Raw genomic sequence first — 20707 nt, forward strand, 5'->3', positions numbered from 1 at the left:
CATGCACGCACCCTCAAACCGCCGCTTTGCAGCTGGGTTCACCCTGATCGAGCTGATGATCACCGTCGCCGTGATCGCCGTTCTGGCAGCCGTAGCCCTGCCGTCCTACCAGCGTCATGTGCTGAAGACCAACCGGGCCCTGGCCAAGGCTGATCTGGTCGAGATCGCACAGCTGCTCGAGCGCTACCATACGGTGCAGAACAGCTATGACGGTTTCTCACTGCCGTTCAACCAGTCGCCGCGACAGGGCAACAAGCGCTACACGCTGTCCCTGAACGGCAAGGCCACGGCCAGCACCTACACGCTGCAGGCGGTGCCGGAAGCCGGCCAGGACAAGGATGTGTGCGGCACGCTGACGCTGGATCAGGCCGGACGCAAGACGCCGGACAAGAAGACCAATGCGGAGTGCTGGTAGCGGTTGAGCATCGCGGCTGGAAAAAGGGCTTGCGCTGGCCGCCAAACGCTGGCTAAAATGCGCACCCCGCCCGAATAGCTCAGCCGGTTAGAGCACTTGACTGTTAATCAGGGGGTCGTTGGTTCGAGTCCAACTTCGGGCGCCAGATTCGAAAAAGCCGCGAGAAATCGCGGTTTTTTTCGTTTCCGCGATGGCATTTCAGTTTTCAGCAGGGGATCGGCCTGCGCGGGCGCTGGCTCCTGACCCGCCCGGGGACGCTGATGATGACGCGGCTGTGCTCCTGTCCATTCATGCACAGCACGATGGACTGGTTGGTGCCGGCATTGCGGCCGTCGGGCCGGAACCGGATGTCGGGCCGATGATCGCTGGTGCGCAGGTCGACATGACGCCGGCGTGCCCTGTGCACGCGGAGTTCCCTTGCGGCGCCGGTCGCGCTGTTGGCCGGTTCGACCTGCACCCGCCAGCCCTGGCTCCATGCCTGGTCACATCTCATGCCATCCGACGAACCGCAGACCGTCACACGGCGGCGTTCGGTGATGGCGGCGTTGCGTGCCATCGACAAGCTGGCGACCAGTTCGGCGCGCAGCGTTTCCGCCTGGAAGTGCCGCAGCGTGCGTTGCCAGGGGCCCCAGGCCAAAGCCAGCAGGACCGACAGCACCATGACAGCGATCAGCAGCTCGATCAGATGGAGGCCGCGGTGGAGCCGGGCAGGGCGAAGATGAAGGGACATGCCTCCAGCCTCGTTCCGTGCTCGCGCATTCACCATCGGCCAACGCCGCGGCTGCCTGCCCGGAAACCCCTCAGCCGGCCGTCACCGCTTGCCCCGTATACTCACCCTTCCCGGGAACTGGCAACACCATGAGCGACCGTTTTGAACTCGTCTCGCCGTATTCGCCGGCGGGCGACCAGCCTGATGCCATCGCAAAGCTGACCAGCAACTTTGAAGCGGGCATCGCCAAGCAGACCCTGCTGGGCGTCACCGGCTCGGGCAAGACCTACACCATCGCCAACGTCATCCAGAACGTGCAGAAGCCGACGCTGATCATGGCGCCGAACAAGACGCTGGCGGCGCAGCTGTATGGCGAGTTCAAGGCGTTCTTCCCGCACAACGCGGTGGAGTATTTCGTCAGCTATTACGACTACTACCAGCCGGAAGCCTACGTGCCGTCGTCGGACACCTTCATCGAGAAGGACAGTTCGATCAACGAGCACATCGAGCAGATGCGACTGGCGGCGACCAAGACCCTGCTGTCGCGCCCGGACGCGATCGTGGTGGCGACGGTATCTGCGATCTACGGCCTGGGCGCGCCGGAAGACTACCTGTCGTTGCGCCTGATCCTGTCCAAGGGCGAGCGCATCGACCAGCGCGATCTGATCAACCACCTCACCCAGCTGCAGTACACGCGCAACGAGTACGAGCTGCAGCGCGGTACGTTCCGCGTGCGTGGCGAAGTGATCGACGTGTTTCCGGCCGAGTCGGACAGCGAAGCCCTGCGCCTGGAACTGTTCGATGGCGAGGTCGAGAAGATCACCCTGTTCGACCCGCTCACCGGCGAGACGCTGCGCAACATGCAGCGCTTCACGGTCTACCCGAAGACCCACTACGCCACCACGCGCGAGCGTGTGCTGGCAGCGATCGAGACGATCAAGGTCGAGTTGAAGGAGCGGCTGGAGCAGCTGTACGCACAGAACAAGCTGGTCGAAGCACAGCGCCTGGCGCAGCGCACCCAGTTCGACCTGGAAATGATGGCCGAGGTCGGCTTCTGCAACGGCATCGAGAACTACTCCCGGCACCTGACCGGCAAGAATGCCGGCGAACCGCCGCCGACCCTGTTCGACTACCTGCCGGCCGACGCGCTGCTGGTGATCGACGAATCCCACGTGACCATTCCGCAGATCGGTGCCATGTTCAAGGGCGACCGTTCGCGCAAGGAGACGCTGGTCGAATTCGGGTTCCGGCTGCCCTCGGCGCTGGACAACCGGCCGCTGCGCTTCGAGGAGTGGGAGGAGCGCTGCCCGCGCAGCATCTATGTGTCGGCCACGCCGGGCCCCTACGAGTACCGCGAGGCCGGTGACGAGATCACCGAGCTGGTCGTACGTCCCACCGGCCTGATCGACCCGGTGGTGGAGATCCGCCCGGTGGGGACCCAGGTCGACGACCTGATGAGCGAAGCCAACGCGCGCATCAAGGCCGGTGACCGGGTGCTGGTCACGACGCTGACCAAGCGCATGGCCGAGAACCTCACCGAGTACCTGACCGAGCACGGCATCCGCGTGCGCTACCTGCACTCGGATGTGGATACGGTCGAGCGCGTGGAGATCATCCGCGACCTGCGCCTGGGCAAGTTCGACGTGCTGGTGGGCATCAATCTACTGCGCGAAGGCCTGGACATGCCGGAAGTGTCGCTGGTGGCGATCCTGGATGCCGACAAGGAGGGCTTCCTGCGCTCGACCGGTTCGCTGATCCAGACCATCGGCCGTGCCGCGCGCAACGTGCGCGGCAAGGCGATCCTGTATGCGGACAAGATCACCCGTTCGATGCAGGCCGCGATCGATGAGACCGACCGTCGTCGCGCCAAACAGGTCGAGTACAACGAGGAGCACGGCATCGTTCCGCGCTCGGTGGCGCGCCCGATCGTCGACGTGCTGGAAGGGGCGCGTTCGGACGCCGCCGAGAAGGAAGCAAAGAAGGGCAAGGGCAAAGGCAGGCCCGGCGTTGCCGAGGAGGGGAGTGACTATCGATCGCTCAGCCCGGCCCAGCTGGCGTCCCGTCTCAAGGCACTGGAACAGCAGATGTACCAGCACGCCAAGGACCTGGAATTCGAGGATGCCGCCCGCGTGCGTGACCAGATCCGGCAGCTGAAGGAAGCAAGTCTGGGCTGAACGCGGCAGTGCAGCATCTTCTTCACAAAAGTGTTGCGCTTCACGGCCGGCATCCGTAATATACGCGGCCTGCACCGACGCAATCGCGGACGTTCAGAAGCAAAAACGGGCGGTTAGCTCAGCGGTAGAGCACTACCTTGACATGGTAGGGGTCACAGGTTCGAACCCTGTACCGCCCACCACCTGGCTCCCGGCATTGCCGGTGCAGCGGTGGATCACGATGGAAGCCGGCCCTGGGCCGGCTTTTTTCGTTTTAGGCATCGACCATGGTTCCACATGGTCAGCGTTGCACGGCCAGGTCTTCGACGCTGATCATCCGCTGCAACTTCCAGTGGCCGTCCACGCGCTCCCAGAGCTGGGCAACGCGAACCGTCGCACCACGCGTGGGCTGGGCATCGGCGGGTTCGCGTTGCACGGGCTGGTTGGCCAGCCTCAGGACCCGGTCCTGGCGCAGCCGGTAAAGCAGCAGGGAGGGCGAACCGCAATCCTGTCGTACGGCTTCCGGCCGCTGGGTTTCGGCAATCAGGATCTGGCTGCGAAGGGCCTCTTCAGTGGGCTCGTTGCCAGCGCCGAACAGGCTGGAGAGCAGCAGCATCAGGGCAAGCATCGGCATGGCACGGTGCTCCAGCGGGAAAGTGCACGCAGGCTGGCATGACATGTGGGGTGCTGCAGCCGGTCTGCGACGAAGGCCGGAATTGAGCCGCCAAAGACGGCCGGGGGGGCGATGAATCCGGGCCGTGCAGGCGTAGACTTCGGTCTACCGCGCAATCGCGCCGTCACTGCAAGGAGCTGCCGCATGAGCGATCACGTTCCGGTTTCCCGACCCAATCCCATCCTCGAGCTGCTGTTCGGCGGCAACATGCTGGAGGGTACCTTCAAGGCGGTGATCTGGGTGGCCCTGCTGGCGGCCGTGCTGGCGTGGACCACATTCCGCTGAGTCTTCCCACTGCCCTGCAGCGCCGGCAGCGTTGCTGGCCTGCGCTCAGGCGCTGAAGGCCTGGCGCAGACTGCGCAGGGTGGCCTGGCGATGTTCCTTTGCGGTTGCTTCGCCCATCTCAAGTTCCTGCAGGCGCAATCCCACCAGCATCATCGACAACGCATAGCCGCGTGCCGCATCGGCAGCACGCGAAAGGCCAAGTGCGCGGCGCGTCAACGCGTTCACGTGTTCCAGGTCCGGCAGCAGCCCCAGGTAGGCGCGCTCGGCGCTGTCCAGGTCCGGGGCACGCAGGATCGCGTGCGCTTCAGCAGCAGGGGAGACGGAGGCCATGGGGGGTCCTTGTCCGTTGCGGGCGCTCGATCAGAACGAGCGCATCAGGGAAATGAAGGCCGACGTCTGCGTGCCGCGACGGGCCATCGGGCTGTCCTCTACGGCATCGCCGAACCACTGGTTGGCGACGACGCCGGTCGCGCGCCACTTCGTGCCCAGAGGGGTACTGACCGCGATCTGCAGGCTCGGCGATGTCGCGCTGCCCGGGTTGTACGCGGCAAGTCCCGAGCGCAGCGCTTCTTCGTCGGTGATGCCGTAGTAGTAGTCGAGCAGGCGCGCACTGGAGTGCACCACGCCGACCTTGGGCACCCAGGTGAAGCGACCGGCCTGGATCGGATAGCTGTAGTGCAGACGCGATTCCATGCCACCTCCGTGGCCGGTGACCTCGCGCATCACGCTGGCCTCGACGATGCCCCAGTCGGCGCTGTATTCACCATTGATGCCGGCCATGGCAGACATCTGCCGGCTGTGCAGGCGACGCAGCTGAGGATCGTTCACGTCGTCGGTCTTGAAGCGCAGCGTGTAGGGCGTGACCGCCGCCGACAGGCGCAGGCCTTCGCGCTTGTAAAGGTACATGCCCAGCGAGCCCGGGCTGGCGAAGAAGCGCTCGCCCTGCCAGGCAATGGACGGTACGACCAGCGGCTTGACGTCGTAGTGGGCGTAGGCCCCTGAGGTCGCGCCGGCACTGATACCGGCCTGCACCCCCGGGTTCCGGTCGGCGGCGTGGGTGATCAACGGGAGGCCGATGGCAGCGGAGAACAGCAACGGGCGCAGCAGGGTCGGGGACAGCGACGGCATCGATCAGCCACTTTGCGGGGGATGGCTGTGCATGGTGCGGCCACAACATTGTCAGAACATTGCGCCTTGGCATTCGGCACGCGAAGGCGCCCAAAGCCGGCGCCAGGCACTATGATCGGCACCGTTTCCGGTAGCCGAGCCCCTGATGCGCATCCTCCTGGTCGAAGACGATCCCGATCTGTCCCGTGCCCTGCAATCGGGCCTGGAGCGGCAGGGCGTGGTCGCCGACGTGGTCGGCAGCCTGGCCGAAGCCGCGATCGCGCTGCGCGAGCCGGTGCACCAGCTGATGCTGCTCGACCGCCAGCTGCCCGATGGCGATGGCGTGGCGTTCGTCGCCACCGCGCGCGCGCTGCGCCCGAACCTGGCGGTGATCATGCTGACCGCCAAGGGCACGCTGTCGGACAAGGTCGAGGGGCTGGATGTCGGTGCCGATGACTACCTGGTGAAGCCGGTGGCGATCGAAGAGCTGATGGCGCGGATCCGCGCGGTCTCGCGCCGGCCCTCGGCGATGGTGACGCCAAGCCTGCATCTGGGCCGGCTGGAATTCGACTTCGAATCGCTGCAGGCGCAGGTGGAGGGCCAGCTGTTGGCGCTGCCCCGGCGCCAGGTGCTGGTGCTGCAGGCGCTGGCGATGCGACAGGGACGCACCGTCACCCGCAGCGCGTTGGAGGCGGCAGTGTACGGCTTCGATGACGAGATCCAGTCCAATGCACTGGACGCGCATATCTCCAAGCTGCGCAAGGCGCTGCAACAGGCCGGGGCCGGCGTGGAGATCCATGTGATCCGCGGCGTCGGCTACCTGCTGGCGGAGGCCTGAGATGGCACGTCCTATCCGCTCCATCACGCTTGGGCTGGCCTGGCGGTTGTTCCTGGCGCAGGCCTTCACCGTGCTGTTCGCTGTGGTTGCGTTGATCCTGACCTGGGGTGACAAGGACACCTGGGGCATGGACATGTTCATGGCCGAGGCGGTGGCCAAGGCGGTGCACAGCGATGGTGGCCGGCTGGTGCTGGACCAGGCGCGCTGGGAAAAGCTCGATGCCAGTGCCGGCGGCAACCTCTGGTTCGCGGCAGTCGACGACAAGGGGGTCTGGTTGGAGCGCGGCACGATTCCGGCGATCCACGCGCCGCTGCTGGCGCGGTTGCCGACGCTGGGCGCGACCGAACTTGGTTCGCTGGTGCCGCCCTACCTGGATGTGGCGCGGGTGATGATCCGCAACGAGGATGGACGGCGCATCACGGTGATGGTGGGCGGGGCACCGAAGGGCGGGCTGCTGGATGGCGCGCTGATGGTGCTGCGTCTGATCGGCCTGTGGTTCTTCCTGCCGCTGATCGTGGTCACGCTGCTGGTGATGCCGACCGTGATCCACCGCGCGATGCGTGGCGTGCGCCGCTCCGCGCAACAGGCCAAGGAGCTGGATATCGGCCAGCCGGGTGCGCGGCTGGATGCGCAGCTGGTGTCGACCGAGGTCGCGCCGTTGGTCGAAGCCTTCAACGACGCGATCGACAAGGTGCAGCAGGGCTATGCTGCGCGTGACAAGTTCCTTGCCGATGCCGCGCACGAGCTGCGTGTGCCGATCGCGGTGGTGCAGGCGCGTCTGTCGCAGCTGCCGCAGGGCGAGCTGAAGTCGCAGCTGCTGACCGACGTGGCGCGGCTCGGCAACGTCGCCGAGCACCTGCTTGACCTGCAGCGACTTGATCGCAATGTCGGCGCACTGCAGAGGCTGGATCTGGCGCTGCTGGTGCGTGAAGCGGCCGCCGATCTGGCGCCGCTGGTGGTCGGTGCCGGCTACGGCTTCGAAGTGGATGCACCTGAGATGCCGGTGTGGATCCACGGCGACAGCCTGGCGTTGGGACGGGTGATCGCCAACCTGGTGCACAACGCCATTGTCCACGGCGGCGGACGCGGCACCATCTGCGTGCGCCTGGATGCACGTGGCCTGCTGGAAGTCAGCGATCAGGGTGCCGGTATTCCGGTGAGCGATCGTGAAGCGATCTTCGAGCCGTTCCATCGCCTGCGCGCGGCGGGCAGTGGCAGTGGCCTGGGCCTGCATCTGGTGAAGGAAATCGTGCAGCACCACGGCGGCTCGGTCAGTGTCGGCGAGGCCGCTGGCGGTGGTGCCAGCTTCCGGGTCAATTTCCACCGCGGCACCGTCCGGCGCTGACAGCCGCGCGGGGAAAACCCCGATAGGCAACCTGTCGCGCCCGGCGGCAGGCTGCTGGAATGGTTTCCGAACGTTCCGCGCCGGCCCTGTTCGGCCCCGGCTGCGCCGCCGGCCTGGTGCTGGGCGCGCTGGCCTGCGTGCAGATGCCGGCGCTGCTGCCGCTGTGGCTGAGCGTGCCGATGGCGGTTGCCGGTGGCGCGGGCTGGCTGCTGCGCTGGCGAGGCCGCACCTGGGCTGCAGTCATGCTCGGCCTGGCATGGGCAACAGTGCACGGGCAGTGGGCCCTGCACGACCAGCTTCCACCCGACGCGCCGCCGCAGGATGTGCAGGTGCGCGGGCGGGTGGCCGATCTTCCGCAGAGAGGCCCCGGTTACACGCGTTTCGTGCTGCACGTGAAGGAGGCCGATACGCTGCCAGTGCTGCGCGGCAAGCGCCTGCAGGTCACCTGGAACGACCCGTGGCGCGGATCGTCAGCGCACGAGGCCGGCGGGCGCCATGCGGTTCGTGCCGGGGCGCATTGGCAGATGTCGTTGCGCGTGCGTGCGCCACGCTCGCGGATCAATCCCGGTGGCTTCGATGGCGAACGCCATGCATTGCTGCGTGGTATCTCCGGCAATGGCACGGTGCGCGACCCGGGCGCTGCCCGTGAGCACGCGCCTGCGCAGGGCCTGCCGGCCTGGCGCGAGCGCAGCAGTGATGCCATCGCCACGCAGGTGGCACATCCTGCCGCGCGGTTCGTGCAGGCCTTGGCCCTGGGCGACACCCGCGGGCTGTCTGATGCCGACTGGGAACACCTGCGCGCCCTGGGCCTGACCCATCTGGTCGCCATCTCCGGGTTTCACGTGGGCGTGGTGGCGGGCTTCGGCGTGCTGCTGTGCCGCGTGTCGTGGTGGCTGTGCCCGCTGCTGGGACGGTACTGGCCACGGCCGCAGGCGGCGGCATGGGGCGCGGCGCTGGCCGCAGCTGCCTATGCCGTGGCAGCCGGTGGCGCGCTGCCAACGGTGCGCGCGGCGCTGATGATCGGGTTGGTGGCACTGGCCCGTGCCGGACGTCGCCCGGTGGGTGCGGGGCAGGGGCTGGCCCTGGCCGCGATGGTGATGCTGCTGCCGGCGCCGCTGTCGGTGCTGTCGGCCGGCTTCTGGCTCAGCTTTGGCGGCGTGCTGTGGCTGCTGTGGTGCCTGCCGCGAACCGGGCCGGAGGGCGCCGGTGGGGGCCTGCGTGGCTTCCTGGCCGCGCAGGGCGTGGCCAGCCTCGGCCTGTTGCCGCTGTGCGTGGCCCTGTTCGGCGGCACCGCGCGCTTGGGGCCGCTGGTCAACCTGCCGATCATTCCGTGGTGGACCCTGCTGGTGGTGCCGTTGTCGTTGCTGGGTACTGCGCTGCAGGTGCTGCACGACGGTGCCGGGCGCTGGGCCTGGCGTGCCGCTGCCTGGCTGTTCGAGCTGAGTTGGCAGGCGCTGCAGCCACTGGCGCTGCACCCGCAGGCGATGTGGTGGTTGGCCGAGGCGCCGCGCTGGGCGGTACCGGCGGCACTGGCCGGGGTGTTCTGGTGGCTGCTGCCACGCGGCGCCGGCGGTGGCCTGGCGGGCCTGCTGCTGTGCCTGCCGCTGCTGTGGCCCGCCCGGCATGCACCGGCCGAAGGAGAACTGGAGCTGCTGGTGCATGACGTAGGGCAGGGCACTGCGGTGCTGGTGCGTACGGCGCGGCACGCGCTCTGGTACGACGTGGGGCCGCCGACCGGCGGCGAAGGCAACGAACGGATTCTGGTCCCGGCCCTGCGCGCGCTCGGCCAGGGGCCGCCCCGGCAGGTGATGCTCAGCCATGACCATCTTGATCACACCGGCAGCCTGTCCAGCCTGCGACGGCAGCTGCCCGGACTGCAGCTGCTGGCGCCACCGGGCAGCACCATCGCTGGCGCCACGCCCTGCCAGCAGGGGCTGCGCTGGCAGTGGGACGGGGTAGATTTCCAGGTCCTGCACCCGGCGCCGGGCAGCCGTCAGGCCGAGAACGAAGACAGCTGCGTGCTGCGCATCGCCAGCCGCCACGGCGCGGTCCTGCTGCCGGGTGACATCGGCCGGCCGGCCGAGCGGACGCTGCTGCAGGCGTCTCCGGCAGCGCTGAAGGCGGATGTGGTGCTGGTGCCGCACCATGGTAGCGGCACCAGCTCCAGCGCGCCGTGGGTCGAGGCCGTGGCGCCACGGCTGGCGGTGGTCTCGGCCGGGCACCGCAACCGCTTCGGGCACCCTCGCCAGGACGTGGTCCAGCGCTGGCGGGCGCAAGGGGCCGAGGTACTGGCCACGGCCGATTCCGGGGCGATCCGCATATGGCTTGGCGCACAAGGGCTGCAGCTGCGTGAACAGCGCATCCACGCATCCCGCTGGTGGGATGCCGCTGGGCGGGCGCGGTCGGCTGCTATCCTATCGCCGATCGAACAAGCGGCCGTTGGGCCGGAGGGTTGAAACGTGTGGGAACTGGTCAAGGCCGGTGGCTGGCCGATGGTGCCGCTGCTGCTGGTGGGCGTACTGGCTTTGGCGATCATCCTGGAGCGTTTCTGGTCCCTGCGGCGTACTGAAGTGCTGCCGCCCGGCCTCGGCCAGGAAGTGCGCAACTGGGCGGCACGCGGCAAGCTCGACCCGGCCCACCTGCAGACCCTGCGCGCGAACTCGCCGCTGGGCGCGCTGCTGGCCGCGGCGCTGGAAGCGCGCAACCGTCCGCGCGACCAGATCCGCGAGCGCATCGAAGACACCGGCCGCCACCTGGTGCACCGCATGGAGCGTTTCCTCAACGCGCTGGGCACCATCGCTTCGGCCGGGCCGCTGCTGGGCCTGCTGGGCACGGTGATCGGCATGATCCAGATGTTCCTGGGCATCCTCGACCACGGCGTGGGTGATGTGAACCAGCTGGCCGGTGGTATCGGCAAGGCGCTGGTGTGCACCGCCACCGGCATGATCGTCGCCATTCCGGCGCTGATGTTCCACCGCTACTTCAAGGGCCGCATCCACGGTTACGTGGTGGAGATGGAGCAGGAAGCCAGCGCGCTGCTGGATACGCTGGATGGCCGACCCGGGGTGATGAACCCTGCCGCTGCCACGCGCCCGGCCGGCGCGGCGATGGCGAAGGCCTGATCGATGCGTATCGGCAACGACCGGTCCCAGGATGAGCCGCATATCGACCTGGTGCCACTGATCGACGTCATCCTGGTGTTGATCATCTTCTTCGTGGTCACCACTACCTTCGATGCGCGCTCGACACTCCAGGTGGAGCTGCCCACGGCCAGCCAGCAGCCCAGCAATGAGCCACCGCGCTCGTTGAGCGTGCTGATCAACGCCGAAGGCCGCTACTTCATCAATGACCAGGAAGTGCTGCGCAACGACGTCGAGTCGGTCAAGCAGACCATCGCGGCCGTTGCCGGCAGCGACCGCACCCAGCCGGTGCTGTTGCGTGCCGATGCCCGCACGCCCTATCAGGCCGTGGTGACCGCGCAGGATGCGCTCGGTCAGCTCGGCTTCCGCCGTATTGCCATTGCAACAGCACCCGAGGTGCGTCCATGAGTTCCAAACACGCGCCGGTGTGGCCGATCTACAAACGTCTGCTGGGATACACCCGCGCCTACTGGGGCATGATGGTCGCCGCCGTCATCGCCATGGCGGTGGAGTCGGTGGCCGGCTACCACTTCACCAAGCTGATGGAGCCGCTGGTCAACCGCGGCTTTGTCAATCCCGAACCGAAAATGGCGGTGATCCTGCCGCTGACCATCCTCGGCCTGTTCCTGATGCGCAGCGCCGCCACCTGGGTGAGCGACTACGCGCTGGCCAAGACCGGTCGCAGCGTGGTGCGCGACCTGCGTGAACAGGTGCTGGCCAAGTACCTGCACCTGCCGTCCTCGCATTTCGATACCGAATCGACGCCGGTGATGGTCAGCCGCCTGAACTTCGATACCGAGCAGGTCACCCAGGCCAGTGCCGACGCGCTCAAGACCGTGGTTGCCGACACCCTGACCATCATCGCCATGCTGGCGGTGATGCTGCAGATGAGCGTCAAGGTGACCGTGGCCATGCTGGTGGTGGTGCCGATGATCGGCGTGATCGTGTCCTACGTCGGCAAGCGCTACCGGCGCATCAGCCGCGGCATCCAGGACGGCATGGGCACGATGGCGCAGACTGCCGAGCAGTCGCTGGCGGCCCAGCAGGAAGTGAAGGTGCACGGCACGCAGCAGCACGAAATGTCGCGCTACTCGCGCTTGGCCAACCGCATGCTGGCGCTGAACATGAAGGTGGAAATCACCCGTGCCGGTGCCTCCAGCGTGGTCCAGTTCCTGGCCGCGCTGGCGCTGGCGGTGATCGTCTGGGTGTCGACCCGCGAAGCACTGGCGGGCCGCCTCAATGCCGGCCAGTTCATGGGCCTGATGATCTCGATGACGGCGATCATCCCGTCGCTGCGCCGCCTGACCAGCGTGCAGTCCTCGATCTCCCGCGGTGTGTCCGCCGCCGAGCGCCTGTTCGACATCCTCGACATGCCGGTCGAGCGCGACGATGGCCGCAACACGGTGCAGCGCGTGCGTGGCGAACTGGCCTTCGAGCACGTCATGCTGCGTTACCGCGAAGACAGTGGCATCGCCCTGGACGACATCAGCTTCGTGGCCAAGCCGGGTACGGTCACCGCCATCGTCGGTCGCTCGGGCAGCGGCAAGACCAGCCTGATCCGGCTGGTGCCGCGCTTCTACGAACCCAGCGGCGGGCGCATCACCCTCGATGGGGTGGCGCTGGATGACTATCCGCTGGCCGACCTGCGTCGCCAGGTGGCGATGGTCGGGCAGAAGGTCATGCTGTTCGATGACACCATTGGCGCGAACATCGCCTATGGCATGGACGCGACCGATGAACAGATCCGAGCGGCGGCCGAAGCCGCAAACGCCTGGGAGTTCATCGCGCGCATGCCGCAGCAGCTGCAGACCCCGGTGGGCGAGAACGGCGCGCTGCTGTCCGGCGGCCAGCGCCAGCGCCTGGCGATCGCCCGTGCGATCCTGCGCGACGCGCCGATCCTGATCCTCGATGAAGCCACCGCAGCGCTCGACAACGAATCGGAGCGCCTGGTGCAGGACGCGCTGCAGCGATTGATGCCCGAGCGCACCACGCTGGTCATCGCGCACCGCCTGTCGACCATCGAGCATGCAGACCAGGTGCTGGTGATGGACCACGGTCGCATCGTCGAGCGCGGTACCCACAAGGAGCTGCTCACCATGGGTGGCCTCTACCAGCATCTGCACAGCATGCAGTTCCGCGAAAGGCAGGACTGATGGCCGGCAAGGGTACCCAGACCCCGCCGTACTGGTACGACGGCAGCCCGGTTCCGTGGGCGATGCGCCTGCTGGCGCCGCTGTATGCCGGCGTCACCGCGCTGCGCCGGCGCGCCTATCGGCGTGGCTGGCGCAAGCGCTACACGCTGCCGGTGCCGGTCATCGTGGTTGGCAACATCACCGCCGGTGGTACTGGCAAGACGCCGCTGACCATCGCGCTGGTGGAGCGCCTGCGTGCCGCCGGCTGGAAGCCGGGCGTGGCCAGTCGTGGCTACGGCCGCGAAGATGCGGACAAACCGCTGAGGGTGAAGGCGGATACGCCGACCGCCAAGGGCGGCGACGAACCGGTGCTGATTGCCTGGAAGACAGGCGTACCAGTGCGCGTGGACAGTGATCGCGTTGCTGCCGGCAGGGCGCTGATCGAGGCCGGCTGCGATGTGATTGTCTGCGACGACGGCCTGCAGCACTACCGGCTGGCGCGCGACATCGAGATCGAAGTGGTCGATGCGCAGCGCCGCTACGGCAATGGCCGGATGATTCCGGCCGGACCGCTGCGCGAGCCGGTCAGCCGCGCCAGCGAGTGCGATTTCCGTGTGGTGAATCTTGGCCAGGCCAATGAGGAATCTGCGGCCCAGGCCTGTGGTTTCGGCCAGTGGCCGATGGCCCTGCACATCGACAGCGCGCAGCCGCTGGCCGGTGGCCGTGCCCGTCCACTGTCGTACTTCAAGGGCCAGCGCGTGCACGCCGTGGCCGGCATTGCCCACCCGCAGCGCTTTTTCGACATGCTGCGCGCGCGAGGCATCGGCGTGGTGCCGCACGCCTTCGCCGACCATCAGGCCTATCAGCCGCAGGACCTGTCCTTTGGCAGCCAGCTGCCAGTGCTGATGACCGAAAAGGACGCGGTGAAATGCCGGGCGTTCGGCAATGACTGGCACTACGCGGTCCCGCTGCGCGCCGAGCTGCCTGCCGCGTTCTGGGTGGCGCTGACCGACCGCCTGGACAAGCTGCGACCGAACTGAGTGGCACGGCGGCGCTTGCATTCATGCGCCGCCAGCCGCATTCCCGTTGTAACGAGCCTGCCGAGTACCGCCCCATGACCGAATTCGTCGTCGCCATCCCGGCCCGCTATGCCGCCTCGCGGCTGCCGGGCAAGCCGCTGCGCCTGCTGGGCGGTGAGCCGCTGGTGCTGCATGTGGCGCGCCGCGCGCTGCAGGCCGGTGCCGGCGAGGTCTGGGTCGCGACCGACGATCAACGCATTGCCGACGCACTGTCCGGCCTGGCCGAAGTGAAGGTGGCAATGACCGCCACCTCGCATGCCTCCGGCACCGACCGCCTGGCCGAGTGCGCGCGCATCGCCGGCTGGGCCGATGACACCGTGGTGGTCAACCTGCAGGGCGACGAGCCGTTTGCACCCGCTGCGGGTATCCGTGCGGTGGCCCAGGCGCTGGTTGACGGCAATGCGCCGATGTCGACCCTGGCGACCGCCGTGGAGGATGCAGAAACCCTGTTCGATCCGAACGTGGTGAAGCTGGTGCGCAACGTGCGCAACGAGGCGATGTACTTCAGCCGCGCGCCGATCGCGTGGCACCGCGATGGCTTTGCGCGCAGCCGCGACACGTTGCCGGCTGGTCACAACTGGCTGCGCCATATCGGCATCTACGGCTACCGCGCCGGCTTCCTGCAGCAGTTCGCGGCGATGCCGCCGGGCCAGCTGGAGCAGGTCGAATCGCTGGAACAGCTGCGCGTGCTGGAAGCGAGCTTCCCGATCAGCGTGGCGATCTCGCCGGAGCCGTTCCCACCCGGCATCGACACGCCCGAGGACCTGGAGCGCGCCGAAGCACTGCTGCAGACGCTGGCGGCACGATGAAGCTGCTGGTCGTCTGCCTCGGCAACATCTGCCGTTCGCCGATGGCCGAAGGTGCGCTGCGCGCACGCCTGGAGGCCTCGCCGCTGGCCGGGCGGGTGCAGGTGGATTCGGCCGGCACCGGCGACTGGCATGTGGGCGAGCCGCCGGACCGGCGTGCGATCGCCTGCGCGGCCGGGCACGGCGTGGACATCGGCGGCCTGCGTGCACGCCAGCTGCAGGCTGTGGATTTCGAACGTTTCGACTGGATCCTGTGCGCCGACGAGGCCAACCTGCGTGATGCCGGCCGTATCGCCACACCGGCCCAGCGCGAACGCCTGGCACTGTACCTGCCATGGTCGGGCGGAGAGGGCCGGGTGGCGATCCCGGATCCCTACACCGGCGGCAGTGATCATTTCGAACAGGTCTGGACATTGGTCGACAATGCTGCAAAACGTGCCGTGGCACGACTGTTGCATGACGCCGACTCCGGCATAATCGGGCCATGAACGTCCAGCCCGTCCCGGACCTGCCCGAGTTCGCCACCTGGCTCAATGCCACCCCCTGCACCCTGACCGAACTGCGCGGTCGGCCGGTGGCGCTGTTGTTCGTCAACGCCGCCTCCGCCTGGAGCGCGCAACGCCTGGCCGAGTTTGGCCAATGGCTGTCGCGCCACCCAGGCAAGCTGCAGCCGCTGGTGCTGCAGGTGCCGCGCTTCGACTTCGAACGCGACGCCGGTGCAGCACTGAAGCTGTTGCGTCGCCAGGGCCTGACGATGCCGGTCCTGCTTGATGCCGACTGGGATGGCTGGCGCCGCTTCGGCATCACCGCCTGGCCAACCCTGGTGCTGCTGGATGCGCAGGGCCGCGAACAGCAGCGGCTGGTCGGCCAGGGCGCGCCCGGCGAACTGGAGCGTGCCTTGAACGCACTGTGCGAAGGCGCACCGTCGGCGCCGCCGCGCGGCGGCAGCGAACTGCATCCGGAACCGCGCCAGTCCCTGCGCTTCCCGCAGGGACTGGCGGTCAGCACCGAACGCCTGTACATCGCCGACAGCGGCCATCACCGCATCCTCGAATGCAGCCATGGTGGCCGCATCCTGCGCCAGTTCGGCCTCGGCACCGCCGATTTCATGGACGGCAACCTCGCCGAAGCGGCGTTCCACCGCCCGCAGGCGCTGGTGCTGGAGCGCGATTCGCTGTACGTCGCCGACACCGGCAACCACGCGGTGCGCCGTATCAACCTGCTGACCGGCATCGTCGACACGCTGTGTGGCAACGGTCGTCCCGGGGCGCCGGTGGAAGGTCCGGTCGCGCAGGCGCGGCAGGTCTCGCTGGACCATCCGGTTGGCCTGGCCATCGCCGACAACCAGCTGCACATCGCCATGGCCGGCGACAACCGCATCTGGAGCTACCACTTGGGCCAGCGCAGCCTGCAATGGCGCGCGGGCAGTGGTTCCATTGACGAGCGGGATGGCAGCGGCCATCTGGCTGCCTTTGCCCAGCCAACCGCGCTGGCCGTGGTGCAGCAGGTGCTGTACGTGGCCGATGCGCTGGGTTCCTCGATCCGCGCGCTGCAACTGCGCGGCGACCTGGTGCAGACGCTGGTCGGGCAGGGGCCGTGGCGCTTCGGCAGTGAAGACGGCCCGCGTGCGCAGGCCAGCCTGCAGTTCCCCCAGGCGATCGCCTTGAGCTCGGACGCCCCGCTGCTGTGGATTGCCGATACCGGCAACGGTCGCCTGCGCACGCTGCGCCTGGGCGGTGGCGAACTGACCACCCAGCCGCTGCCGCGCCGCCTGCATGGCCCGGCTGGACTGGCGGTGGGCGCAGGTGCGGTGTGGATCGCCGAGACCGACGCCCATGCCGTGCTGCGCTTCGATCCCGACAGCGGCGTGCTCAGCGAAGTGCCGATCAGCGAATGACCGACGTTCCCGCTCCGGTCTTCGACGGCAAGGCCTTCGCGGCCCAGCTCAGCACCGCTCCCGGCGTGTACCGCATGTACGCGGCGGACGACACCCTGCTGTACGTCGGCAAGGCCCGTGCGCTGCGCAACCGCGTCGGCAGCTATTTCAACGGCAGCCCGAAGAACGCACGGATCATGTCGATGATCTCGCAGATCACGCGCATGGACGTGACCGTGACGCGCTCGGAAGCCGAGGCGTTGCTGCTGGAAAACCAGCTGATCAAGTCGCTGTCGCCGCGTTACAACGTCTCGCTGCGCGACGACAAGACCTATCCGCATGTGCTGCTGACCCGCGAGGACTGGCCGCGCATCGCCCTGCATCGCGGCCCGCGCGCCATTCCCGGTCGCTATTTCGGGCCCTATCCCGGCGTGACCGCGGTGCGCGAAACGCTGAACCTGATGCACAAGCTGTTCAAGCTGCGCAGCTGCGAAGACAGCGTGTTCCGCAACCGCTCGCGGCCGTGCCTGCAGTACCAGATCGGCCGCTGCAGCGCGCCCTGCGTGGAGCTGGTACCGGCGCCGGACTACGCCGAGTCGGTGCGCCGCGCTGCGCTCTTCCTGGAAGGCAAGAGCGACGAACTGACCCGCGAGCTGGGCGAGCAGATGCAGGCCGCCAGCGAGGCGCTGGAGTTCGAGCAGGCCGCGCGCCTGCGCGACCTGATCTCCTCGCTGCGCAGCATGCAGACCCGCCAGTACGTGGATGGCCGCGCCGCGGATCTGGACGTGCTGGCGGTGGCCATGCAGGGGTCTCAGGCCTGCGTGCTGCTGCTGGCCTTCCGCGATGGCCGCAACCTCGGTACCCGCCCGTTCTTCCCGCGCACCAACGGCGAGGAGAGCCCGGAGGAAGTGCTGGCCGCGTTCGTCTCGCAGTACTACATCGAGTTCGAGCCGCCGCGCGAGATCCTGCTGGACCGCGAGATTCCCGACGCCGACCTGCTGGTCGCCGCGCTGTCGGCCTCGGCAGAGCGCAAGGTGCAGCTGAAGTGGAACGTGCGCGGCGAGCGTGCCGGCTACGTGGAGCTGGCCAGTCGCAACGCGCAGCTGACCCTGGCCACCGAGCTCAACAGCCGCAATGCTCAACACGCGCGCAGCGATGCACTGCGCGACATGCTGGGCTTGGCCGAGCCGGTCAAGCGTGTGGAATGCTTCGACATCAGCCACACCCTGGGTGAGGCCACCGTGGCGTCGTGCGTGGTGTTCGACGCGGCAGGCCCGGTGCGCGCGCAGTACCGCCGCTTCAACATCAGCGGCATCGAGCCGGGCGATGACTACGCCGCCATGCGCCAGGCCATCGACCGTCGCTTCCGCCGTGCGGTGGAAGAGCAGGGCGTGCTGCCGGACGTGCTGCTGATCGACGGTGGCGCCGGGCAGCTGGCACAGGCGCAGGCCGCACTGGCCGACCTGGGCGTGGAAGGCGTGCTGCTGGTGGGCGTGGCCAAGGGCGTGGAGCGCCGCGCCGGCCACGAAGCACTGGTGATGCCCGATGGCCGCGAACTGCGCCCGGGCGCAGCCAATCCGGCGCTGCAGTTCATCCAGCAGGTGCGCGACGAGGCCCACCGCTTCGCCATCACCGGCCACCGCGGCCGCCGCCAGAAGGCGAGGATGACCAGCAAGCTGGAGGACATCCCCGGTATTGGGCCGCGCCGCCGCGCCAGCCTGCTCAAGCATTTTGGTGGCCTGGTCGGCCTGAAAGCCGCTGGCGAAGCGGAAATCGCCAAGGTGGAAGGCATCAATGACGCCCTCGCGGCACGTATCTACGCTAACCTGCACGGGTTGGCCACGCCTGATGCGGCCGAGTAGAGAGAGAAGCACGCAAGCATGAAGTTGACCCTGCCCACCTGGCTGACGTTGTTGCGGATCGTGATGATCCCGGTGCTGGTGCTGGTGTTCTACCTGCCCTACACCTGGACCAACTTCGCTTCGGCGGCGATCTTCGGCCTGGCCGCGATCACCGACTGGCTCGATGGCTGGATCGCCCGCCGCTACCAGTTGGAGTCGGCATTCGGCGCCTTCCTCGACCCGGTCGCGGACAAGCTGATGGTGGCAGTGGCACTGTTCCTGATCGTGCAGGGCCACCCGACGCCGTGGATGGCGTTCTGGGCGGCGGTCATCGTCGGCCGCGAGATCGCGGTGTCGGCGCTGCGCGAATGGATGGCCGAACTGGGCCAGCGCGCGAAGGTACGCGTGGCGATGATCGGCAAGGTCAAGACCACCGCGCAGATGGTCGCGCTGCTGTGCCTGCTGTATTCGGTGGCCCCCAACGTGCCGGTGGAAGACATCTGGATGGGCTGGCCGGTGTTCCACATCGGCGACTGGACCCTGGCGATTGCCGCAGTGCTGACCCTGTGGTCGGGCCTGCAGTACCTGCATGCAGCCTGGCCGAGCCTGCGCGATGACGAGCGCGCCGCGCGTGAGCGTGCGCGGCAGAAGAAGTTGGGCAACTGAGCCCATCGATGCGCGTATCCACGCATGGCGCCGATACGCGACGCCGGGCATCTCGCAGACCCTGAAAAAAAGCGCTTGACGCCTTCCTTGGAATAGGTAAAATTTCGCCTCCCAAGCGGGAATAGCTCAGTTGGTAGAGCGCAACCTTGCCAAGGTTGAGGTCGCGAGTTCGAGTCTCGTTTCCCGCTCCAGATTCAAGAAAAACGCTCCCGCAAGGGGGCGTTTTTCGTTTGCGTAGAGCCCGCTTCATCCCCACTTCACCGCCACCCCATCGCGTCACCACGCACCCGTTCGAAGCTGCATCTGTGTTCCTCCAGGACGATGCAGCAATGCCCCACACTCCCTCCGCCTACGACCACGATGTGGTCATCGTCGGCGCCAGCTTCGCCGGTGCCGCCTGCGCATTGGCCGCTGCCCAGTACGGCCTGCGCGTCTGCGTGCTGGAACGCAAGGCCGACCCCGGCGAGCGCCTGCACACCACCGGCATCGTGGTGAAAGAGGCGATGGAGCAGACCTGGCTGGGGCGCATGCCCGAACATCTCGTGCAACGCGTCGCAAACGTGCGCCTGTATGCGCCGAATCTGCGCAGCGTGTTGCTGGCCGCGCCGGGCTATTACTTCCTCACCACCGATACGCCGAACCTGATGCGCTGGCTGGCCAGCGAGCTGCGCGCGAACGGTGTCGACCTGCGCCTGCAGCAGTCCTTCACCGATGCACATCGCAATGGTGACGGCTGGCTGGTGGATGGGGCAGGGCGCTGCGCCTATCTGGTTGGCGCTGATGGCGCACGTTCACGTGTGGCACAGCGCACCGGGCTCGGCCAGGTGCGTGACAACCTCTACGGCGTCGAACGTGAGTTCGCCGGCCTGCAGGTGACGCAGGGCGATGCGCTGCATTGCTTCGTCAGCAAGCGCTACGCGCCGGGTTACATCGGCTGGGTCGCGCAGAATCCAACCGGCCTGCAGGTCGGGTTGGCGCTGCGTCATGACCCGCAACAGGTGCGGCCGCCGGATATTGAAGGTTTCCTCGGCCACGTGCGCGATGTGGTCGGCATTCCGCCTTCGGCGCGTCCCTCGGCCACCCGCGCCGGCCTGGTGCCCTGCGGCCGGCCGGATGGGCCGATTACCGGCCAACGCGTGATCCTGACCGGCGACGCGGCGGGCATCGTCTCGCCGCTCTCCGCCGGGGGCATCCACTCCTCGTGGCGGCATGGCTGGGCGGTCGGCGAGGCGATGGCCCGCCATCTGCGTGGGCAAGGACCGGAAGCGGAACGGGTGGCGCGGCAGGTGGCTCCGGCGTTCCATGGCAAGCGCATGCTGCGCTGGGCGATGGATCATCTGCAGGCCGATTGGCCGCTCAACGCGCTGCTGCACACGGCGGCCACGCGGCGCATTGCCGAGCAGGTCTACTTCCACCGCCGTGGCCTGCGGACCTGAGGTATCGGTCCTGGAGGCCTGAACGCCGCCCTTCACTTCAGGTGAAAATTCCTGTTGACGCCGTGCAGCAATATCGACACAATAGCGCTCCTTCGACGCAGGTCGAACGGAATCTGCGGGAATAGCTCAGTTGGTAGAGCGCAACCTTGCCAAGGTTGAGGTCGCGAGTTCGAGTCTCGTTTCCCGCTCCAGATTCAAGAAGAACG

Annotated in this window: 20 protein-coding genes and 4 tRNA genes; 20 read left to right on the top strand and 4 right to left on the bottom strand. The window is 67.6% G+C overall.

Annotation, left to right across the window (positions count from 1 at the left end; genetic code table 11):
• Position 1: 1 nt before the first annotated feature.
• Positions 2-415: a type IV pilin protein gene (locus ACTJJM_RS06350; protein ID WP_010486092.1), complete on the top strand. Its 414-nt coding sequence runs from the start codon at positions 2-4 to the stop codon at positions 413-415.
• 68 nt (positions 416-483) lie between these two features.
• Positions 484-560 (top strand) — tRNA-Asn (locus ACTJJM_RS06355).
• Positions 561-620: 60 nt separating this feature from the next.
• On the opposite strand, the gene ACTJJM_RS06360 is transcribed toward ACTJJM_RS06355, so the two are convergent.
• The gene (locus ACTJJM_RS06360) at positions 621-1145 is read right to left on the bottom strand and encodes a GspH/FimT family pseudopilin (RefSeq protein WP_043400494.1); all 525 of its coding nucleotides are present in this window, start codon (positions 1143-1145) and stop codon (positions 621-623) included.
• Positions 1146-1273: 128 nt separating this feature from the next.
• On the opposite strand from ACTJJM_RS06360, the gene uvrB reads away from it, so the two are divergent.
• Positions 1274-3298 carry an excinuclease ABC subunit UvrB gene (gene uvrB / locus ACTJJM_RS06365; RefSeq protein WP_019337166.1) on the top strand — a complete coding sequence of 675 codons (2025 nt, stop codon included), beginning with the start codon at positions 1274-1276 and terminating at the stop codon, positions 3296-3298.
• Positions 3299-3405: 107 nt separating this feature from the next.
• A tRNA-Val gene (locus ACTJJM_RS06370) sits at positions 3406-3480 on the top strand.
• Between the two features lie 98 nt (positions 3481-3578).
• On the opposite strand, the gene ACTJJM_RS06375 is transcribed toward ACTJJM_RS06370, so the two are convergent.
• Positions 3579-3911 carry a hypothetical protein gene (locus ACTJJM_RS06375; RefSeq protein ID WP_049482933.1) on the bottom strand — a complete coding sequence of 111 codons (333 nt, stop codon included), beginning with the start codon at positions 3909-3911 and terminating at the stop codon, positions 3579-3581.
• A 183-nt stretch (positions 3912-4094) separates the two neighbouring features.
• Here ACTJJM_RS06375 and ACTJJM_RS06380 point away from each other — a divergent pair, with 183 nt between their 5' ends.
• A complete protein-coding gene (locus tag ACTJJM_RS06380) occupies positions 4095-4235 on the top strand; it encodes a hypothetical protein (protein WP_010486087.1) in 141 nt (46 codons plus the stop codon).
• 45 nt (positions 4236-4280) lie between these two features.
• Here ACTJJM_RS06380 and ACTJJM_RS06385 read toward each other — a convergent pair whose 3' ends face one another.
• Both ACTJJM_RS06385 and ACTJJM_RS06390 read right to left on the bottom strand, forming a co-directional pair.
• Positions 4281-4565 carry a hypothetical protein gene (locus ACTJJM_RS06385; RefSeq protein WP_010486086.1) on the bottom strand — a complete coding sequence of 95 codons (285 nt, stop codon included), beginning with the start codon at positions 4563-4565 and terminating at the stop codon, positions 4281-4283.
• Between the two features lie 30 nt (positions 4566-4595).
• On the bottom strand, positions 4596-5363 hold the full coding sequence (locus tag ACTJJM_RS06390) for a MipA/OmpV family protein (protein ID WP_010486085.1): 768 nt from the start codon (positions 5361-5363) through the stop codon (positions 4596-4598).
• 145 nt (positions 5364-5508) lie between these two features.
• On the opposite strand from ACTJJM_RS06390, the gene ACTJJM_RS06395 reads away from it, so the two are divergent.
• The 15 genes from ACTJJM_RS06395 (at position 5509) to ACTJJM_RS06465 (ending at position 20692) form a co-directional block, all read left to right on the top strand.
• Positions 5509-6180 (top strand): response regulator transcription factor, encoded by a 672-nt coding sequence (locus ACTJJM_RS06395; RefSeq protein WP_010486084.1) that lies wholly within the window; start codon positions 5509-5511, stop codon positions 6178-6180.
• Between the two features lies 1 nt (position 6181).
• Positions 6182-7525: a sensor histidine kinase gene (locus ACTJJM_RS06400; protein WP_010486083.1), complete on the top strand. Its 1344-nt coding sequence runs from the start codon at positions 6182-6184 to the stop codon at positions 7523-7525.
• 59 nt (positions 7526-7584) lie between these two features.
• On the top strand, positions 7585-9981 hold the full coding sequence (locus tag ACTJJM_RS06405) for a DNA internalization-related competence protein ComEC/Rec2 (protein ID WP_241885579.1): 2397 nt from the start codon (positions 7585-7587) through the stop codon (positions 9979-9981).
• 3 nt (positions 9982-9984) lie between these two features.
• Positions 9985-10647 (top strand): MotA/TolQ/ExbB proton channel family protein, encoded by a 663-nt coding sequence (locus ACTJJM_RS06410; protein ID WP_191851020.1) that lies wholly within the window; start codon positions 9985-9987, stop codon positions 10645-10647.
• Positions 10648-10650: 3 nt separating this feature from the next.
• Positions 10651-11073, top strand: a complete 423-nt coding sequence (locus ACTJJM_RS06415; protein ID WP_010486080.1) for an ExbD/TolR family protein — start codon at positions 10651-10653, stop codon at positions 11071-11073.
• On the top strand, positions 11070-12818 hold the full coding sequence (gene msbA, locus ACTJJM_RS06420; protein WP_010486079.1) for a lipid A export permease/ATP-binding protein MsbA: 1749 nt from the start codon (positions 11070-11072) through the stop codon (positions 12816-12818). Before ACTJJM_RS06415 ends, msbA begins: the two co-directional genes overlap by 4 nt.
• Positions 12818-13837, top strand: coding sequence for a tetraacyldisaccharide 4'-kinase (lpxK, locus tag ACTJJM_RS06425; RefSeq protein ID WP_440865324.1), 1020 nt, complete (start codon positions 12818-12820; stop codon positions 13835-13837). Before msbA ends, lpxK begins: the two co-directional genes overlap by 1 nt.
• A gap of 74 nt (positions 13838-13911) precedes the next feature.
• The gene (kdsB, locus tag ACTJJM_RS06430; RefSeq protein ID WP_241874924.1) at positions 13912-14685 is read left to right on the top strand and encodes a 3-deoxy-manno-octulosonate cytidylyltransferase; all 774 of its coding nucleotides are present in this window, start codon (positions 13912-13914) and stop codon (positions 14683-14685) included.
• The gene (locus ACTJJM_RS06435; RefSeq protein WP_019337178.1) at positions 14682-15170 is read left to right on the top strand and encodes a low molecular weight protein-tyrosine-phosphatase; all 489 of its coding nucleotides are present in this window, start codon (positions 14682-14684) and stop codon (positions 15168-15170) included. Before kdsB ends, ACTJJM_RS06435 begins: the two co-directional genes overlap by 4 nt.
• A complete protein-coding gene (locus ACTJJM_RS06440; RefSeq protein ID WP_019337179.1) occupies positions 15167-16579 on the top strand; it encodes a hypothetical protein in 1413 nt (470 codons plus the stop codon). The genes ACTJJM_RS06435 and ACTJJM_RS06440 overlap by 4 nt, the downstream gene beginning before the upstream one ends.
• Positions 16576-18420: an excinuclease ABC subunit UvrC gene (gene uvrC, locus ACTJJM_RS06445; protein WP_010486074.1), complete on the top strand. Its 1845-nt coding sequence runs from the start codon at positions 16576-16578 to the stop codon at positions 18418-18420. Before ACTJJM_RS06440 ends, uvrC begins: the two co-directional genes overlap by 4 nt.
• 18 nt (positions 18421-18438) lie before the next feature.
• A complete protein-coding gene (gene pgsA / locus ACTJJM_RS06450; protein ID WP_012510614.1) occupies positions 18439-19065 on the top strand; it encodes a CDP-diacylglycerol--glycerol-3-phosphate 3-phosphatidyltransferase in 627 nt (208 codons plus the stop codon).
• Positions 19066-19180: 115 nt separating this feature from the next.
• Positions 19181-19256, top strand: a tRNA-Gly gene (locus tag ACTJJM_RS06455).
• A 138-nt stretch (positions 19257-19394) separates the two neighbouring features.
• Complete coding sequence (locus ACTJJM_RS06460) at positions 19395-20501, top strand: NAD(P)/FAD-dependent oxidoreductase (RefSeq protein ID WP_126560708.1); 1107 nt, start codon at positions 19395-19397, stop codon at positions 20499-20501.
• A 115-nt stretch (positions 20502-20616) separates the two neighbouring features.
• Positions 20617-20692, top strand: a tRNA-Gly gene (locus tag ACTJJM_RS06465).
• The last annotated feature ends 15 nt before the right edge of the window (positions 20693-20707 follow it).

It is taken from the genome of Stenotrophomonas sp. 22692 (genome assembly GCF_052045015.1).
In the GTDB taxonomy this organism is placed as follows: domain Bacteria; phylum Pseudomonadota; class Gammaproteobacteria; order Xanthomonadales; family Xanthomonadaceae; genus Stenotrophomonas; species Stenotrophomonas geniculata.

Excerpts from the sequence above, each read along its gene's own strand:
- ACTJJM_RS06350 (WP_010486092.1), top strand. The coding sequence starts at position 2 with ATGCACGCACCCTCAAACCGCCGCTTTGCAGCTGGGTTCACCCTGATC.
- ACTJJM_RS06360 (WP_043400494.1), bottom strand. The coding sequence starts at position 1,145 with ATGTCCCTTCATCTTCGCCCTGCCCGGCTCCACCGCGGCCTCCATCTG.
- uvrB (WP_019337166.1), top strand. The coding sequence starts at position 1,274 with ATGAGCGACCGTTTTGAACTCGTCTCGCCGTATTCGCCGGCGGGCGAC.
- ACTJJM_RS06375 (WP_049482933.1), bottom strand. The coding sequence starts at position 3,911 with ATGCCGATGCTTGCCCTGATGCTGCTGCTCTCCAGCCTGTTCGGCGCT.
- ACTJJM_RS06380 (WP_010486087.1), top strand. The coding sequence starts at position 4,095 with ATGAGCGATCACGTTCCGGTTTCCCGACCCAATCCCATCCTCGAGCTG.
- ACTJJM_RS06385 (WP_010486086.1), bottom strand. The coding sequence starts at position 4,565 with ATGGCCTCCGTCTCCCCTGCTGCTGAAGCGCACGCGATCCTGCGTGCC.
- ACTJJM_RS06390 (WP_010486085.1), bottom strand. The coding sequence starts at position 5,363 with ATGCCGTCGCTGTCCCCGACCCTGCTGCGCCCGTTGCTGTTCTCCGCT.
- ACTJJM_RS06395 (WP_010486084.1), top strand. The coding sequence starts at position 5,509 with ATGCGCATCCTCCTGGTCGAAGACGATCCCGATCTGTCCCGTGCCCTG.
- ACTJJM_RS06400 (WP_010486083.1), top strand. The coding sequence starts at position 6,182 with ATGGCACGTCCTATCCGCTCCATCACGCTTGGGCTGGCCTGGCGGTTG.
- ACTJJM_RS06405 (WP_241885579.1), top strand. The coding sequence starts at position 7,585 with ATGGTTTCCGAACGTTCCGCGCCGGCCCTGTTCGGCCCCGGCTGCGCC.
- ACTJJM_RS06415 (WP_010486080.1), top strand. The coding sequence starts at position 10,651 with ATGCGTATCGGCAACGACCGGTCCCAGGATGAGCCGCATATCGACCTG.
- msbA (WP_010486079.1), top strand. The coding sequence starts at position 11,070 with ATGAGTTCCAAACACGCGCCGGTGTGGCCGATCTACAAACGTCTGCTG.
- lpxK (WP_440865324.1), top strand. The coding sequence starts at position 12,818 with ATGGCCGGCAAGGGTACCCAGACCCCGCCGTACTGGTACGACGGCAGC.
- kdsB (WP_241874924.1), top strand. The coding sequence starts at position 13,912 with ATGACCGAATTCGTCGTCGCCATCCCGGCCCGCTATGCCGCCTCGCGG.
- ACTJJM_RS06435 (WP_019337178.1), top strand. The coding sequence starts at position 14,682 with ATGAAGCTGCTGGTCGTCTGCCTCGGCAACATCTGCCGTTCGCCGATG.
- ACTJJM_RS06440 (WP_019337179.1), top strand. The coding sequence starts at position 15,167 with ATGAACGTCCAGCCCGTCCCGGACCTGCCCGAGTTCGCCACCTGGCTC.
- uvrC (WP_010486074.1), top strand. The coding sequence starts at position 16,576 with ATGACCGACGTTCCCGCTCCGGTCTTCGACGGCAAGGCCTTCGCGGCC.
- pgsA (WP_012510614.1), top strand. The coding sequence starts at position 18,439 with ATGAAGTTGACCCTGCCCACCTGGCTGACGTTGTTGCGGATCGTGATG.
- ACTJJM_RS06460 (WP_126560708.1), top strand. The coding sequence starts at position 19,395 with ATGCCCCACACTCCCTCCGCCTACGACCACGATGTGGTCATCGTCGGC.